We start from the raw sequence: 15,808 nt of genomic DNA, 5'->3' as shown, positions 1-15,808 counted from the left end.
CGGTTCCGAGAACCACTACGAACCGAGAGACGCAGGTCGGTACGAAGGGACGCCGCGTTCTGCCCTCGCGTTCCTCCGAACCCCTGCCGAAACCACCGACGAAGGTCGTCGCCGACGACCCCCGGCTACGCGTCGGTGGAGACCGTTTCCCGGTCCAGTTCCGCCCCGTCCGAGTCGAGGTGAACGACCTCGACGGCGTCGGGCAGTTCTTCCTCGACGGAGACGTCGACCGTATACTCGACGTCGGTCGGTTCGCAGGTCGGCTCCGGCGGTCGTCGGTAGTCGCCGATCCCGATCTCGAGGGCCATCGTCTCCCCGTCCTCGAGGGTCGCCGCCCGGAATCCGGGGACGGCGGCCGGATCGTTCGCCCGGTACCTCCCGACGAGAGCGAGGTCGCAACAGGACGTCTCCTCGAGCCGAAACCCGGTCTCGTGGTCACGGCATCGGCGATCGTAGTCGGACAGCTCCGCGGTAGCGATCCCCTCCCCGAGCGTCGGCGGTTGCTCGGGCAGCGGCGGGAAGTTCTCGCGGAAGCCGGCGTCGACTCGCTCCCAGTCGTCGGGCGAGACGGCGTCGGGGCTCGAGGACGGTTCTTGCGTGTACCGCAGCGACGCCGTCCTCTCCGGGACGCCCGCACGGACGTCGCTGTACCAGAGCCCGAAGTAGTACGGCAGTTCCGCGACCGTGAACTCCACGCTTCGCGTCCAGTACCCCTTCCCGTACCCGCCACAGTCCATCTCCGACCGGTTTTCCTCGGGGAAGTTCCCCCACGTCATATCGCCGAGTGACACGAGTTCGAGTCGGTCGCCGGCTTCCGAATACAGCGCGACGCCGGCGTTCGTGATACCGTCTCGGGAACCCCGTACGAAGTTGATGTCGACCGTCAGGGAACACGTCCCGGTCCATTCGCCGGCCGGTTCGTCGTACGCGATTTCCTCGAGATGGATGTCGTATCCCACGCCCGTCCAGGTTTCGCCGAGACAGCCCCCGTCGTTTACGAGGCACCCGGCGACGGAGGCGGCCACCCCGCTCGAGATCCCCGCCAGAAGCGCCCGCCGTTCCATGCGTGCGTGTAACGAATCAACTGGTTAAACAGTTGGCTCCCATGGAGGTCGCCGGCGACGAAACGATCCGATCGAGGCCGCGAGTCGGCGGGGTTTCCGTTCGAAGACGGGACTACGACTCGCGGTCGAGGGGACGGACCGATCTCGAGGTTCGTGGCTCGAGTCGAGAGCAGGCCGGGAATCGCCCTGGGGGGAGGAGGCGACTCGAGGACCTGACGGGAATCACTTCTGGGGAACGGCTTCGTAGGTACTCACGGGCGTTCGTCCCATTGGAATCGGAGAAGTCCGCTGCGTGCTCGATGGCTTCCTCTCGCCGGTGTGCGTAATCGCTACGCGTTCGGATCACGTGTCGTACACACGACCGCTCCAATCCGAGTCGGTCGACCCACTGGACCGATCCATTCAGCCCAACAGTGTGATGGACAGAACTGCGGAGGTGTGACGGCTCGGTACGGGGAATCTGCCCTGAGACACTCACCGACCTCTCGTTAGTAGAGCCGAACTGTCAGTCCCGAAGCTGGATCGATACCGAAACGGACTTCCATCTACGGCCATCCTGTCGGAAGGTCGTCCCGGTGGGCGGTCAGCAACTCGACGATCGGCGCGATTTCGGCGAAGCGCGGCCCCCGCGTAATCGTCCTCGAATTGGGGTCCCACTCGATAAAGCCAGCATCGTCGAGTTTCGGGAGGTGAGTGTGGTACAGCCCCACCAAGACGTCCTCGCGTCGCCCGTCGCGCGTGAAGTCCCGTGGAACGAACTCGGTTTCCCGTCTCGGGTTCGTCTCGGCGAGCGCCGTCAGGATCCGGCGCCGAGGGGGCTTGCTGAGCACTTCGAAGAGTTCGTCGAGCGTGGCACGCTCCCGTTGATCGGTCAAGTCGCGCGTCGAGTGGCCGGTCATGTGTTGCCAAGGACAGATGAGCTAGCCTCACCGACCCATCTGGTTCGTTCTACCGGTAGACACCGATCCGCAAATAGGTTGTGCAAAACGCAACTAATGGGATGCGATTTCCGCACTTTCAGGCCAATAAATTGCTGATTCCACACAAGTTTCGAGTGGTTCGACAGTCGGCCAGCAGGACTACCTGTCGGCTGACTCGAACTCGAACTCCGCCCAGGGGCGGGTGTAGTGGTTCGTGATGATTTCAGAGGATTCGATACTGAAGCCCATCGAAGCGAGTTCGTTGGTAATTTCGGTCAAATCTCGAGTGTCCGTGGCAACGACCTCGACGTATATGTTGCGCTTGCTGGTGAGCATCTCGCGGACGTCAACGACCCCGTGCTGATCCAATATACTGGCAGCCAACTCCTCGCGCTCGTCGGCGGGGGCGCTACAGACGAACAGTACGTGCAGCGGATAGTTCGCCTTCTCGTAATCGATTTTCGGGAAGTAGCCTTCGATGACACCCGTCTCTTCCATGTCCTCGATGCGGTTGCGGACGGTGCTGGCGGCGACGTCGACCTCTTCTGCGATCTCGGCGATCGTGATGTTTCGGGCGTCGTTCTGTAACAAGAACAGGATGCCACGATCGACGTCGTCTAGGGCGACTTCATTCATGGGTTACCCAGACCCGCCGCCTGTATGAATCTTCGTCCGTATTGCGGGAATCCACGCCGTCGGTGTCTCACACGGCGTGGGCGACGGACCGAGGCCGCTCTTTCGGAAAATGGGCTGCGAATTTCGCACATTTTTGCGCTATATTTGCGAAATGAGTACTCTCGAGGCAACATATATACACCACCACGGCATAGCGATTGACGATGGAATCCCACGTGCCGTCGTATCGGGTGATCGAGGCGGTCGCCCGGAAGGAGGGGGTTTCGCCGAGCGAGTTATCCCCACCACTGTTCAGCGTCGTCGATCCGGACGCGCTCGACGCTCTCGTTCAGGGGGATGGGGACTCGGACACCAGTCAGGTGACGGTCGAGTTCACGTACCTGGATTACGTCGTCCAGATCCGGGAGGGGCCCACAGTGAGCATCTCGGCTCAGGATCGAGACGCATCGATGGACGATTCCGAGTCCGTGGCCGAACGGTGAGCAAACTCGAGGAGTAATTCCCTCGGAACTTCCCCTCAGGGAGATGCGGATACACAGAATACTGCCGCAGTGATTCCCCACTCGCATCCACTCTTCCGTATCCAGCCGGTGAACCGCCACGGGCACGGTGGCCCGTAGCTTCCCGTGGATTAGTCTGACACACCCGCGACACCATCGGCATGATGACCTCTGGCGGTGTCGTGGGTCACGGTCGGCTGGTCCACACAGCCCGATGCTTGCCGTCGCAACTTCCGCACAGTGGGAAGTGTCTTGAGAGCAGGCACATTCCTATCCAGTTTCTCCAATTCTTTCTTGGCGATGTTGATGGCCGCGTTCCGGTCAGCGTGGTCTTGGCGGCCACACTCTACGCACTTGAATCGCTTCTTGTTCCGGTTTGCACGAGTCGTATGCTCGCACGTGGTAAGTGAACACGCCTGACTCGTGTAGTCAGGGGTAATCTTCTCGCTCGGGATGCCTTGGAACGCGGCTTTGTACGTGATGAACTCCCGAAGTTTGCGGAACGGAAGTGAGTGGAGGCATCACGTTCACCCTGGTAGCTCTACCTCTAATCGCCATAGGGCTTGGACGCCCGTATGCAGTGCAGTTGGACTCTCTCGCCAGAAACCGGCATCGCACCCCCTGAACCCCAAGCTATAGGGTGATTATCCTCGACTCCAGAAAGGGTGCGAGCTATAGTGGGCCGGCGCAGATTCGAACTGCGGTTACGGCCACCCGAAGGCCGAAGGATACCAAGCTACCCCACCGGCCCGCATTCGAATGGTGCGGCCCCGGTAGTTTAACGCTTCCGAAAGCTATCGTCGCCGCGCCGGATTGTAGTTTGCCACACACCGTCACCTCGCTCGCCGCGATCAGAACCGCTCGTAACCCGCCGTGTCCAGGTAATGGTGGACCACGGTAACGGCCTGATCGGCGTGCAGAACTTCGGGACCCAGCCGGAGCCGCAGATCCACCGTCTCCTCGAGCAGCGACCGTTCCTCGGCGGTGAAATCCCGGTGATCCGAGAGGACGAAAACCGGGTCGGTCTCGAGCAGCGACGCTTCGTCGTCCGCGTCGACGATCGGCGTCCCGTCCTCGTGTAACTGGACGACCGCACCGTCGGCGACCTCCTCGAGCGTCTCCGCGAACCCGCGGCGGTAGACCTCGATCCCGGGGCTCGGCTCCGCGGGGAGCGCGCCGATGGCCTCGTCGCGGTGCTCGAGGGCCTTGCGGACGAGCGCGGCGGTGCTTCGTTCGTCGGGGTTGAGTCGCCGGAGGTCGCTCCCGTCGAAGGTGATCGTGAGTTCGTCCTGGGCGATCAGGTGGACGCGGACGTCCTCGCGGATCCCGTGAGAGGTGACGAAGGCGGCGGTGATCGAGCGACACAGCGCGTCGAGCCGTCCTGCGCCGCTGGCGAGGTCGTCGAGCGAGAAGTCTGGCTCCGTCGGCACCTCGTGGCCGATGAGTAGGAACTGTCGCATACGGGGGGAACGCGGAGGCGAGGGATAGCCGCCACGGTTCCGGCCGGCCGGGCGGTCGGCCCGGAGCAGGGCCTTCGACCGTCGGTCACCGGGATCGCTCGGCCCGCCACCGCTCGCTCGCACCCGCGAGCAGCCGACGCGGGTACTCGAGGCCGGGCGTCCCGTCACGGTACCAGACGAAGATAGCCGCGGCCAACAGGACGAACTGGACCGTTTCGTAGGTCCCCATCTCGTAGTAGTGTAACACGGCGTCGAGGAGGCCGCCGACCGGGTCCTCCGGCGGGGCCTCGAGCAGCGGCCAGAGGAGGAATCGCGCGCCGGCGAACTCGCCGGTCAGGACCGCGGGCGGAACGTCGGCGGCGAGATGCGAGAGGTAGCCGACGGCGAACGCGACGCCGGCCCCACGGCGCTGTCGGCGTGCGGTGAGTCGGACGACGAGCGGCAACAGGACCGCGGCGACCAGCAGCGAGTGAGTCAGCGTCCGACCGCCGGGAAGCACGCCGATACTCCAGGCGAGTGGTTTGTCGATCAGGTCGGGGAACTGTGAGCCGACGGCGACCGCGAGGGCGGGAACCGCAAGCGGCGGGCTATCCGAGCGGCGACGTGCGTATCCCGAATAGAGCAGGTAGGCGACCGCGAGGTGTCCCCAGGGCCACATTCCCTCGAGTGTTTACCGTTCGAGCGAATAGGTGCTTCGACTCGCGGGAAGGCGGACACCGACGGACGGCGACGGGTTGCATACCCAGGGGGAACGTTTCCCCCTCGAGGCGTCTGCAATGGGTATATGGCGAAATCAGGGTCTTCACAGTCCGTCGAGACGGATACGGAACCCGTCGATCGCAGTCACGATACGGCTGCCGTCGATAGCGACGAACGGAAACTCATGGCGACCCTCGAGGGTCGGTCCTGCCCGCACTGCGAGGGGGACGGCACCCTCGAGCGCGGCGAGTACAAGGGGAACGCGGCCGTCGTCTGTGACGGGTGTGAGACGCCGCGGGTACAGGTGTGGTCCCCGTCCGGCGACGACTGAAACCGAGCGAAGAAAACGGAAGAGGAGATGGCGTCGCCTACACTGACCGCGACCGGGACGCGGGGTAGTCGTGGCCGACGACGAGTGCGACGACGTTGATGGTGAGGAGACCGAGGAACAGGGAGAGTCGAGCGACGGAATCGATGCCGGTCAGAAAGACCGGCAGGTACGCGATCGGCAGGAGCGTGCCGATCCAGAAGCCCAGGGTGGTGACGGTACTCCCGAGGTGCATCTGTCGTTATCGCATGGATTCGAGGTCGACGAACGCGCCCTCGTGGGCGGCGATCCAGTTGGTCATCAATTCCTCTTCCGACGCCGCCCTGGGGAAGACGGCGCACTCGTCGGGGGCGTTGTCGTTCTCGACGGTGACGTGGTCCAGTTCGAACCCGGCCTCGAGCGCCGCGTCGCGCTCGGCCCCTGCGGGGGACGTGTCGGGGGCCGACGCCCGTCCAGAGCCGCGTGGCGGTGCGTCGTCACCGCTCGCGTCGGCGGTCGGGCTGGCATCGTAGCCGGAATCGGCGTTCGTGTCGTTTTCGTGTGACATTGGTTGACAGGCGGTCGGTCGCGCCGGCCGAATCTACCCGACAGTCACCTATTGTTATCGACGGGCTACCCTGCCGAAACGGAACGACTGCGGGCGAATCGAAGCCAGCCCCGACCGTTCACCCTCTCGAAAAAGAACTCTTCGGGACCCGACGTGTACGTTTCCGATAACTCGAGCGGGCGACCTCGAGAGACCGGCGACCGACCCCCGTAATCACTCTTTTCGACCCACCCGCGAGTGGTTAGTGAGCGATTGGAAATCGAGACAGTCGCGGGTTCGAATTCGTCGTCAGTCGAGGCACGTGTACTCGACCGACGAACCGCCGTTTCCCGCCTACCGCGCTCCGAGCGTCAGTTCCTCGGTCGTCTCGGTTCCGTTGCGCCACAGCCGGAGGTCGATCGTCTCGCCCGGGCTGGTCTCGAGCGCCAGGAACGTCGAGAGGGCGTGTCGGTCGGGAATCGGTTCGCCGTCCATCTCGAGGATCACGTCGCCGCCGACGGGGATCGGCTCGCCGCTGCGGCGAACCGTGCTGTCGGCCCCTTCCAGGACCCCCTCGGCCGCCTCGCCGGAGAACACCTCGGTCACCATCACGCCGGTCGCCGCCTCGAGGTCGTTCTCCTGGGCGATGATCCGGTCGACCGACGTGAGGCCGATCCCCATAAAGGAGTGGCGGTACTCGCCGTTTTCGATGAGCGACGGGACGACCCGGGCGGTCAGCGCCGCCGAAATCGCGAAGCCGATGTTGTCGCCGCCAGTGGCGTTGACGACGCCGACGACGTCGCCGTCGAGATCGACCAGCGGCCCCCCGCTGTTACCGGGGTTGACGGCGGCGTCCGTCTGGACGACGTTCGGCAGGGAGAACTGTCGGCCCGGCGGGTTCACGGTTCGGTTGACGCCGCTGACGATCCCCTCGGTGAGGGTCCCTTCGAGGCCGTATGGGTTGCCGACCGCGAGCACCTGCTGGCCGACGACGGGGCGTTCCTCGGCCAGGGAGAGGGGCGACGCCGACTCCGGGACGTGATCGACCTCGAGGACGGCCAGGTCGCTGTGGGGATCGGTGCCGACGAGGCGGGTGCTCGTCCAGTCGCCGTTGATGTACTGGAGATCCGCGTCCTCCCCGCCGGCGACGACGTGGTCGTTCGTGACGACGTGGTTCTCGTCGAAGAGGAAGCCGGAGCCCTGGCCCCGACCGACGTCGCCGGTGATGGGGTCTGAGACCCCGAGCACTCGGACCATCGTGACCGAATCGATGATCGCCTCGTAGACGTCGGTGTAAGCGGAGCCGTCGGCGACGTTCTCCCGGTCGATCTCGTGGACGGAACCGCCTTCGATCGGGTCGTCCCCTCGCGGTTCCGCACACCCGGCGACCGCGCCGAGGAGGCCGGCACCGGTCGCCGCGAGGAACCGCCGCCGATCGACTCGCGAATCGTTCATGGCCGACGGCTAGGACTCCACGTATTTCAACTTCCGGAAACAGTAAACGCCGTTCGACGATCTCTCTCCCGATTTTGGAGCGGAGGAACGAGGGGGTCTCGAGCGGAGCCGACCGCGTCGACGGGATACCGGCGGTGGCGACGGTGCTGAGCGGGCGGCGAGAAGGGAGGACGCGACGAGCGGAAGGGAAAGCGTGTTACCCACGGCACCCCGATTCCCGGTATATGCTCACGGAAGACGCCCGCGCGCTGCTCGCGACGGGAGGCGTCTGTGACTCCTGTCTCGGCCGCCCGTTCGCCGACAGGAGTTTCGGACTGACGAACGCCGAACGCGGTCGCGCGCTGCGGACGACGGTCGCGATGGCCGACGACGAGGACTTCGACCCGACCCCGCCCGCGGACTGCTGGGTCTGTGAGGGGTACTGTGGCACCTTCGACGCGATCGCCGACGCGGTCGTCGAGGCACTCGAGGGCGTCGACTTCGCCACCTACCAGGTGGGCACGCAGGTCCCGCCGCTGGTCGAGGAGAACGACCGGCTGCTCCGGGAGGACGCCGGCCTCGAGCCGGACGTCGGCGAGTCGCTCAAGCGGGAGATGAACCGCGAGGTCGGCCGCCGCGTCGGCGCGAAGACCGGCGCCGAGGTCGACTTCGACCGCCCCGACGTGCTCGCGGTGGTCGACCTCGAGGGGTTCGACCCCCGCGAGGCCCTCGAAGAGGGGGCGGTGACGGGCCACGCGGTGGACGTCCAGATCAACCCCGCGTTCGTCTACGGCCGCTACCGCAAACTCGAGCGCGACATCCCCCAGACGGAGTGGCCCTGCCGGGAGTGTGGCGGCAGCGGGATCCAGCTGGGCAACGACGGCGAGGAACCCTGTGACTACTGCGGGGGGTCGGGCTACATGTACGACACGAGCGTCGAACAGACGGTCCGCCCGCACGTCGTCGAGGCCATGGACGGCGACGAGGGCACCTTCCACGGCGCGGGCCGAGAGGACGTCGACGCGCGCATGCTCGAGGAGGGGCGGCCGTTCGTCCTCGAGGTGAAACGCCCCCGGAAACGCGACCCCGACCCGGCCGAACTCGAGGCGAAGATCAACGAGGCCGCCGACGGCAGCGTCGAGGTCGAGGGGCTCCGCCTGGCGACCTACGAGATGGTCGAACGCGTCAAGGAACACGACGCGAGCAAGCACTACCGCGCCGACGTCGAGTTCTCCGAGCCGGTCGACGAGGAGCGGTTCGACGAGGCCATCGCGGAACTCGACGGGACGACCCTCGCACAGGAGACGCCCCAGCGGGTCGACCACCGGCGCGCGGCGCTGACCCGCGAGCGGACGGTTTACGACCTCGAGGGCGAACTTCGGTCGCCGACCGAGGCCGAGGTGCGGCTCCACGGCGAGGGCGGGCTCTACGTCAAGGAGTTCGTCAGCGGCGACGACGGCCGCACCGAGCCGAGCCTGGCCGGCACGCTCGGGGTCGACGCCGAGGTGACCGCGCTGGACGTCACCGGCGTCGAGGGCGAGGACGAGCCGTTCGAACGCGAGGAGTACTTCCTGGACGAGCCCCGCGACGGCGACGGCGACGACGGCGACGACGACGAGGGCAGCGACCGGAACTGACCCCGCTTACGCGTCCGCCGCCTCCTCCCGACCCGGATCGTGCCTCTTGTACCACCCGAGGAGCTGCTCGAGCCGGTGGATCGCCCGATCCGGGTCGCCGATGTCGTGGTGTTCGTCCGGGTAGACGACGAGCTTCGCGTCGACGCCCTGTTTCCGCGCGGCGACGTAGAACTGCTCGGACTGGGCGGGCGGACAGCGCCAGTCCTCGCCCCCGGCCATCACCAGCAGCGGCGTGTCGATCCCGTCGGCCTCGAGGATCGCCGACCCGTCGTCGAACGTCTCGGGGTCCTCCCAGGGGAGGCCGAAGTCCGCTTCCATCCAGTTGTGCGAGTCACTCGTGCCGAACTCCGCCCGGAGGTCGTAGATCCCGTGTTCGGGTGCGGCGGCGGCGAACAGGTCCGTCTGCGTGACGAGATACCCCTGCGCGATTCCGCCGTAGGAGAAGCCGTGGCCGAAGACGCGGTCGGGGTCGATCCAGCCCCGATCGACGAGCGACTCGACGCCGGCGACGATGTCGTCGACTTCGGCGGTTCCCCACCGCCCCTTCAGCACTTCGGCGAACTCCCGGCCGCGGGAGATCCCCCCGCGGTAGTTCGGGCGGAAGACGACGTAGCCGCGGCTCGTCAGCGCCGCGTGGTCGAAGCTGAACTCCGGTTCGTCGTACGAGATCGGGCCGCCGTGGATCGCCACCACGAGCGGGTGGGGGCCCTCGGCGAGGTCGAGGTCGGGGTCGGCGTAGAAGACGCCGTCGAGCGCCCAGCCGTCGGACTCCCACTCGACGCGGCGCACCGCGGGCATCGAGTGCGAGTCGATCAGGTCGGCGTTGACCGCGGAGAGCCGTCGCAACGACGCCGGCGGTTCGTCGGCGGTCAGGTCCAGGTCGTCGACGGCGACCGCGTGGACGTCGATCCCGTCGCTCGGGTGAGAAAACAGGAGCGACGCCGTCTCGCCGTCGGCGGCGACGTCGAAGCCCTGGATCGCACGGTCCTCACCCTGCGCGTCGAAGACGCGCTCGACCGTTCCGTCCAGTTCCGCGCGGACGAGCCTGGTCCGGCCCTCGTCGCCGACGAGGGTGTAGGCGGCGTCGCCGACCCACTCGACGGTCCCCCAGTAGGCGACCGTCCGGTCGAGGGCCGCCGTCAGCGACCGCGATTCCTCGCCGTCGTAGTAGTGGACCTCCGCCGGTCGACACCAGTTCTCCGGGTCGCGGACGACGAAGCCGAGCGTCCCGTCCTCGCGCCACGACGGTCGCGAGCACTGTCGGTCGCCGTCGGTCAGCCGCCGCAGGTCGGAGCCGTCCGGCGCGATCGTATAGAGGTCCCGGACCAGCGTATCGTCGGGCCGCTCGAGCCGACAGGAAGTGAACGCGATCCGGTCGGTCGGCCCCCAGCGCGGTTCCATGCCCGCGACGTCCTCGAACGCGCCGCCGCCGTAGGCGTCGTCGAGCCGTTCCGTCTCGCCCGAGTCGTAGTCGACGACGAACAGGTAGGTCGTCACGTCGTCCGTCCAGCCGGTTCCGTCCACCTTGTGCTGGAGCCGCGTCGTCTCGATCGGGCCGCCGTCGCGGACCTCCTCGAGGTAGGCCCGCTCGTCCTCGGTGGGGTCCCGGGCTGCGATCACCAGCCGGTCCCCCTCGGGGCCCCAGTCGAACGCCGAGACGCCCTCCTCGCGGTCGGTCACCTGCCGGGCGTCGCCGCCGCGGACGAGGTCGAACGCCCAGACCTGCTGGTTCGGCTCGTCGTCGCCGTTTTCGTCGCCTCCTGCCGAACCGTCTCCGTCGTCCTCCTCCTCCCGCTCCCGTCGGCCCACGCGCCGCTCCACGTCGGTCCCCCTGTCGGCGAGGAAGGCGAGTTGGTCCCCCGACGGGCTCCAGGTCGGACTCGAGACACCCTCGACGGATGTCAGCCGGTGGGGATCGCGGGAGCCGTCCGCAGGCACGACGAACAGGGAAGTGACCGCCTCGTCGGCTTCCTATTCGTACTCCGTCGCGACGAACGCAACCCGGTCGCCCTCCGGCGAGATCGCGAGGTCGGTGATCTGCGTGAGATCGTAGAACGCCTCGAGCGGAATCGCGTCGGATACAGTCATAGCGCATTCCTTTCAGCGAGGTTCCAAATGCGTTGGGGTGGCCGGGGGCGAACCGACGGCCGGGAGTCACAACCGTTATTTCCCGAGTCCGCGACCCCTTCGCGTATGCCCTTCGGCGTCGACGAGGCCGGCAAGGGACCGGCACTGGGATCGATGTTCGCCGCGGCCGTCCACCTCGAGGAGCCGGCCGTCCTGCCCGACGGGATCGCGGACTCGAAGCGGCTCTCTCCGTCCAGACGGGACGCACTCGCCGAAACGATCCGCGAGGACGATCGGATCTCGGTCGGCGTCGCCGAAGTGCCCCCCGAGCGGATCGACGATCCGGAGACCGACATGAACTCGTTGACGGTCCGGGCCCACGCCGCGGCCATCGAGGACGCGCTCGCCGACGTCTCGACGGACGGCCCGGTCGCCGGCCTCTGTGACGCCTGCGACACCGACGCGGACCGGTTCGCTCGCCGGGTCGCCGACGCCTGTGGTCCGTTCGAGGGCGAGGGAGCGCTCGAGGTCGACGCCCGCCACGGGGCCGACGACGACTCGCCGCTGGTCGGCGCGGCGAGCATCGTCGCCAAGGTCGAACGCGACGCCCACGTTGCGACCATCGCCGACGAGTACGGCGACGTCGGCAGCGGGTACCCCGGGGATTCGACCACCCGCGAGTTCCTGTCGGAATACGTCGCGGAACACGGCGAGTTGCCGCCGTTCGCCCGCAGTTCCTGGTCCACCTGCGAGGAGTTGCTGGCCGAGGCGCGACAGACCGATCTCGGACAGTTCTGATCCTCGATTCCGCTGGGAGGGCGTCCGGGCCGGCGATTTCTGTCGACCGATTTATATCCGCGCTCGACACAAAGTCGGGCGTGTCCGTCGTTACGATTCTCGGACTGCTCGCGCTCGCCGCGGCCGCCACGGCCGTCGTCTGGAAAGGGAGCACGTGGCTCGAGAGTTCGGCGAACCAGTTGGCCGTCGGCTACGGCGTGCCCGCGGTCGTCCAGGGGGCGATCATCGCCGCCGCCGGCTCGAGCATGCCGGAACTGGCAAGCGTCCTCGTCGCGACCCTGCTCCACGGGGAGTTCGAACTCGGGATCGGCGCGATCGTCGGCTCCGCGGTGTTCAACCTGCTCGTCATCCCGGCCGGCTCGGCCCTGGCGACCGAGACCGACGGCGGGATGGAAACCGGGCGCGACCTGGTCTACAAGGAGGCGCTGTTCTACATGGTCGCGGTCGCGACGCTGCTGCTTACCTTCTCGATGGCGGTCATCTACAACCCGAGCGACGGGGCGACGCTGCAGGGATCGTTCACCCGGCCCCTCGCGGTCTTTCCGCTCGGGATCTACGGTCTCTACGTGTTCAGCCAGTACCTCGACACCGCCGACCACGAGGCGGAGGAGGACGCGACGGTGGAGCTCCGGACGTGGCTGTGGTTCGGCCTCGGCCTCGTGTTGATCGTCGTCGGCGTCGAGGGGCTCGTCCGGGCCGCGATCGGCCTCGGCGAGGCGTTCAGAACGCCCGCGTTCCTGTGGGGAATGACCGTCGTCGCGGCCGGCTCGAGCATCCCGGACGCGTTCGTCAGCGTCGCCGCCGCACGCTCGGGGCGGCCGTCGGTCAGTCTCGCCAACGTGTTGGGGAGCAACGTCTTCGACCTGCTCGTGGCCGTACCGCTGGGCGTGCTCGTCGCCGGCAGCCTGGCGATTACCTTCCCGCACGTCGTGCCGATGATGGCGTTTCTGATCTTCGCGACCATCGTCTTCTTCGCGATCGCCAGAACCGGGATGGAGCTCTCCGAGCGGGAGGCCTGGCTGTTACTGGCGACGTACGGACTGTTCGTCGCCTGGCTGGTTCTCGAGAGCGTCGGCGTGACGGATGTCGTCCGGACCTGATACGGGTTACTGCAACTCATTTCCGACACAATCGCGACCCGGACGGCGGTTGTGCCGGTAGGTCGGGACGGCAGTCCATATGAAAAGAGCGACGCGGCGTTAGCGATCGGTCAGCAGGCGCTGGAGGATCTCGCCGTACGCCGGCCGGGTGATGAGCACGCCCACGAGTACGCCGAGGATCGTGATGATGGCGAACCCGCGGAGGTCGCCGAGGCTCAACACGGCCAGCGGCGACATCGCGATGATGGTCGTCGCGGCCGCGGCGCCGATGACCCAGAAGGCCTTGCGGAACCGCGATTCGAAGACCCGCTGGGAGCTGACGTCACCCTGGTTCATCACCTCGTCGGCGATGATGACGAGGTCGTCTACCCCCGTTCCGACGACGGCGATGAAGCCGGCGACGTGGGAGAGGTCGAGCGGCATGCGTATCAGCGCCGCGAAGCCGAGCAGGACGACCACCTCCGTCAAGGCCGTGACGATCATCGGCAGCGCGACCCGCCGGTCGCGGTACCGGACGAAGACGACGCCGCTTACGGTCAACACCGAGAGCACGCCGATCAGCAGCGAGTACTGCTTGAACTGGTCCGCGAGCGCGGGGTTGATCGAGTACTGCTCGGCGTCGTCGAAGTCGAGCGGCGCGGTCAAGGCCCCGGACTGCAGGTTGACGGCGAGCGTATGTGCGTCCTGCTGAGTCGGGACGATCATCCGGAACGTGGGGTTGGTCGACCACTCCTCGGCGGCCATGCTCTGGGCGAGGTCCGTCCCCATCGGGTGGGCGTCGACGACTTCGCCGTCGACTTCGGTAAGGAGACACCACTCGGGGTCCTCGTGGTTCGGATCGAAGACGCCGGTATCGCGGTCGAACCGCTCGGGGGAACACTGTCCGACACCTTCGCCGGTGAACCCGTATTCGTTCATGTCCGACTGGAACGACTCCGCGGGACTGGGACCGCCATCCCCGCTGACGTCGTCGACCGTGACCGGGACGTAGTGTTGGCCCGGCCTGTTCGGCGGGTTCTCGTAGGAGGCCGACCCGATCGAACTGAAGTCCTCGTAGGTGAGGACCGTGTCGTTTCGCTGGGTGCCGTTCTCGCCCGGATGGTAGGCGACGATCCGGACGTCACCGCGATCCGACAGCAGTTCGCGGAGTTCCCCGGTCGTCATCCCCGGTACCTCGGTAACGATGTAGTGGTCGCCGCCGAGTCGGGACTCCTCGTAGGCCGTCCCGCCGGAGAGGCCAGCCTCGTTGATCCGGAGTTCGATCGTCTGGATGATCTCCTCGCGTGTCTGGGCCGTGACGCCGTCCTCGACGTCGTCCTCGGAGACGTCCGCGCCGGCGGCCTGCAGCGCCTCGGCGAACTCCGCGTGGGTAACGTCCTCGGAGAACACCTCGGCCGTGGTCCGTCCGTCGTCGTGGACCCGGACGACGACGTCGATCGAGTCGAGGTCGAGTTCCTGCGCGATCACCGTCGCATCGGGTTCGGTCTCGAGGTCGTCGACCATCATCCCGACCGGCGGCGCACTGACGCGGGCCCCGCCCTCGAGGCCGAGTCCGTACTCGAGGTTGGTGGGGTTGTCCGTCCGTTCGACGGAGCCGTTCCCGTCCTCCTCGACGATCCTGTCGTCCTCGGCCATGATTCCGCCGGGGATGAACAGTGCGACCAGCGAGAAGGCCACGAACACGACCAACAGCAGGACGCGCCAGTGCTCCTTGACGAAGGCGATCGGTCCCATTACGATCTCACCCCGTGGAACTTGTACCAGCGAAGCAGGCTTACGTTCAGCATATACGTGTTCATCAGGTCGGCTGCGAGGCCGACGAAGAGGACGATGCCGATCGACGCCAGTAGATCGACGCCGAACAGCGACGCGGCGATCCCCATCACGAGCATCGCCATCATCGACGTAACGGTCATCGTGATACCCGTCCGCATCGCGCGGTGGGTGCTCTCGTAGAAGTCACCCTGTCGTCGCAGGATGTGGTTGTTCAACAGGATGTCCGAGTCGACCGAGTACCCGATCAGCATGAGCAACGCGGCGACGGTGCCCAGCGAGAGCGGGATGCCGGCGATCGACATGAACGCCAGCGGAATGATCAGATCGGAAAACGCCGAAAGGACGATCGCGACGGCCGGGACGAACGTCCGAAAGAGGAGGAACGCGATGACGCTCATCCCGACGAACGCGACGGCAATCCCGAGCAGCGCCGTCTGCTGGGTCTGTGCGGCGAAGCTCGCCGATGCCGTCGACTCGGACTGGACGACCGAACCGTCGCCCGCGGGCTCGAGGTTCGACTCGGCCTGGTTCGAGAGGTCCTGAATCACGTCGTCGTCCTCGACGCCGGCGAACTGGACGGTGTACTGGTTTTCGCCCACGACCGACTGGATCGAGTGTGGCTCGACCGAGAACGCGTCCTGGATCTGTGCCTCGGACGAGGTCGTTTCGACCGTCAGTTGCGCCCCGCCCGCGAAGTCCATTCCCAGCGGAACCGGCGCGCCGTAGGCGAGGAAGGAACCGCTGAGAACGAGCAATGCAACCGCGAGAACCGCAAGCGGAACCGCCGCGAGCTGGCGATTACTGTACCGGGTGTAATCTCTTTCTACCTCCGGTACCTCGAGAGTCCCCATGTACGCGACCCT

The 15,808-nt window shown here is 66.5% G+C and carries 15 protein-coding genes, 1 tRNA gene and 2 pseudogenes; 5 read left to right on the top strand and 13 right to left on the bottom strand.

Annotated elements, in window-relative coordinates:
- Positions 1-125: 125 nt before the first annotated feature.
- The 3 genes from BM113_RS02015 to BM113_RS02005 form a co-directional block, all read right to left on the bottom strand.
- Positions 126-1,064, bottom strand: a complete 939-nt coding sequence (locus tag BM113_RS02015) for a hypothetical protein (protein WP_089784893.1) — start codon at positions 1,062-1,064, stop codon at positions 126-128.
- 545 nt (positions 1,065-1,609) lie between these two features.
- Positions 1,610-1,963, bottom strand: coding sequence for a DUF7344 domain-containing protein (locus BM113_RS02010; protein ID WP_089784891.1), 354 nt, complete (start codon positions 1,961-1,963; stop codon positions 1,610-1,612).
- 180 nt (positions 1,964-2,143) lie between these two features.
- Positions 2,144-2,620: an Lrp/AsnC family transcriptional regulator gene (locus BM113_RS02005; protein WP_089784890.1), complete on the bottom strand. Its 477-nt coding sequence runs from the start codon at positions 2,618-2,620 to the stop codon at positions 2,144-2,146.
- A 203-nt stretch (positions 2,621-2,823) separates the two neighbouring features.
- On the opposite strand from BM113_RS02005, the gene BM113_RS02000 reads away from it, so the two are divergent.
- Positions 2,824-3,102: a HalOD1 output domain-containing protein gene (locus BM113_RS02000; RefSeq protein ID WP_089784888.1), complete on the top strand. Its 279-nt coding sequence runs from the start codon at positions 2,824-2,826 to the stop codon at positions 3,100-3,102.
- Between the two features lie 149 nt (positions 3,103-3,251).
- Here BM113_RS02000 and BM113_RS01995 read toward each other — a convergent pair.
- The 4 genes and pseudogenes from BM113_RS01995 to BM113_RS01980 form a co-directional block, all read right to left on the bottom strand.
- A pseudogene (locus BM113_RS01995) lies at positions 3,252-3,638 on the bottom strand (transposase); the annotation flags it as partial.
- Positions 3,639-3,798: 160 nt separating this feature from the next.
- Positions 3,799-3,871: transfer RNA gene (locus BM113_RS01990), tRNA-Pro, on the bottom strand.
- Positions 3,872-3,971: 100 nt separating this feature from the next.
- Positions 3,972-4,580, bottom strand: a complete 609-nt coding sequence (gene trmY / locus BM113_RS01985) for a tRNA (pseudouridine(54)-N(1))-methyltransferase TrmY (RefSeq protein WP_089784886.1) — start codon at positions 4,578-4,580, stop codon at positions 3,972-3,974.
- A gap of 85 nt (positions 4,581-4,665) precedes the next feature.
- On the bottom strand, positions 4,666-5,238 hold the full coding sequence (locus BM113_RS01980; protein ID WP_089784884.1) for a metal-dependent hydrolase: 573 nt from the start codon (positions 5,236-5,238) through the stop codon (positions 4,666-4,668).
- Between the two features lie 126 nt (positions 5,239-5,364).
- Here BM113_RS01980 and BM113_RS22995 point away from each other — a divergent pair, with 126 nt between their 5' ends.
- The gene (locus BM113_RS22995; RefSeq protein WP_089784883.1) at positions 5,365-5,610 is read left to right on the top strand and encodes an HVO_A0556 family zinc finger protein; all 246 of its coding nucleotides are present in this window, start codon (positions 5,365-5,367) and stop codon (positions 5,608-5,610) included.
- Positions 5,611-5,647: 37 nt separating this feature from the next.
- Here BM113_RS22995 and BM113_RS01970 read toward each other — a convergent pair whose 3' ends face one another.
- The 3 genes from BM113_RS01970 to BM113_RS01960 all read right to left on the bottom strand — a co-directional run bounded on the left by BM113_RS01970 (position 5,648) and on the right by BM113_RS01960 (position 7,588).
- Positions 5,648-5,842: a DUF8028 family protein gene (locus BM113_RS01970; protein WP_007142396.1), complete on the bottom strand. Its 195-nt coding sequence runs from the start codon at positions 5,840-5,842 to the stop codon at positions 5,648-5,650.
- A 6-nt stretch (positions 5,843-5,848) separates the two neighbouring features.
- On the bottom strand, positions 5,849-5,989 hold the full coding sequence (locus BM113_RS23070; protein ID WP_449406642.1) for a DUF7511 domain-containing protein: 141 nt from the start codon (positions 5,987-5,989) through the stop codon (positions 5,849-5,851).
- 498 nt (positions 5,990-6,487) lie between these two features.
- Positions 6,488-7,588: a S1C family serine protease gene (locus BM113_RS01960; protein ID WP_089784879.1), complete on the bottom strand. Its 1,101-nt coding sequence runs from the start codon at positions 7,586-7,588 to the stop codon at positions 6,488-6,490.
- 224 nt (positions 7,589-7,812) lie between these two features.
- Here BM113_RS01960 and BM113_RS01950 point away from each other — a divergent pair, with 224 nt between their 5' ends.
- A complete protein-coding gene (locus tag BM113_RS01950; RefSeq protein WP_089784878.1) occupies positions 7,813-9,204 on the top strand; it encodes a tRNA pseudouridine(54/55) synthase Pus10 in 1,392 nt (463 codons plus the stop codon).
- A 6-nt stretch (positions 9,205-9,210) separates the two neighbouring features.
- On the opposite strand, the pseudogene BM113_RS01945 reads toward BM113_RS01950, so the two are convergent.
- Positions 9,211-11,292, bottom strand: a pseudogene (locus tag BM113_RS01945) (S9 family peptidase).
- 105 nt (positions 11,293-11,397) lie between these two features.
- On the opposite strand from BM113_RS01945, the gene rnhB reads away from it, so the two are divergent.
- Together rnhB and BM113_RS01935 are read left to right on the top strand one after the other, a co-directional pair.
- A complete protein-coding gene (gene rnhB, locus BM113_RS01940; RefSeq protein ID WP_089784876.1) occupies positions 11,398-12,069 on the top strand; it encodes a ribonuclease HII in 672 nt (223 codons plus the stop codon).
- 80 nt (positions 12,070-12,149) lie between these two features.
- Complete coding sequence (locus BM113_RS01935) at positions 12,150-13,169, top strand: sodium:calcium antiporter (RefSeq protein ID WP_089784874.1); 1,020 nt, start codon at positions 12,150-12,152, stop codon at positions 13,167-13,169.
- Between the two features lie 99 nt (positions 13,170-13,268).
- Here the strand turns inward: BM113_RS01935 and BM113_RS01930 are convergent, their stop codons facing one another.
- A complete protein-coding gene (locus BM113_RS01930) occupies positions 13,269-14,903 on the bottom strand; it encodes a preprotein translocase subunit SecD (protein ID WP_089784873.1) in 1,635 nt (544 codons plus the stop codon).
- Positions 14,903-15,796: a protein translocase subunit SecF gene (secF, locus tag BM113_RS01925; RefSeq protein WP_089784871.1), complete on the bottom strand. Its 894-nt coding sequence runs from the start codon at positions 15,794-15,796 to the stop codon at positions 14,903-14,905. Before secF ends, BM113_RS01930 begins: the two co-directional genes overlap by 1 nt.
- Positions 15,797-15,808: the final 12 nt, after the last annotated feature.

Origin of the sequence: Natronobacterium haloterrestre (assembly GCF_900112205.1) — an archaeon.
Lineage (GTDB): Archaea > Halobacteriota > Halobacteria > Halobacteriales > Natrialbaceae > Natronobacterium > Natronobacterium haloterrestre.
Note: the sequence above shows the minus strand (reverse complement) of the source record. Positions and strands in the feature narration are given on the sequence as shown.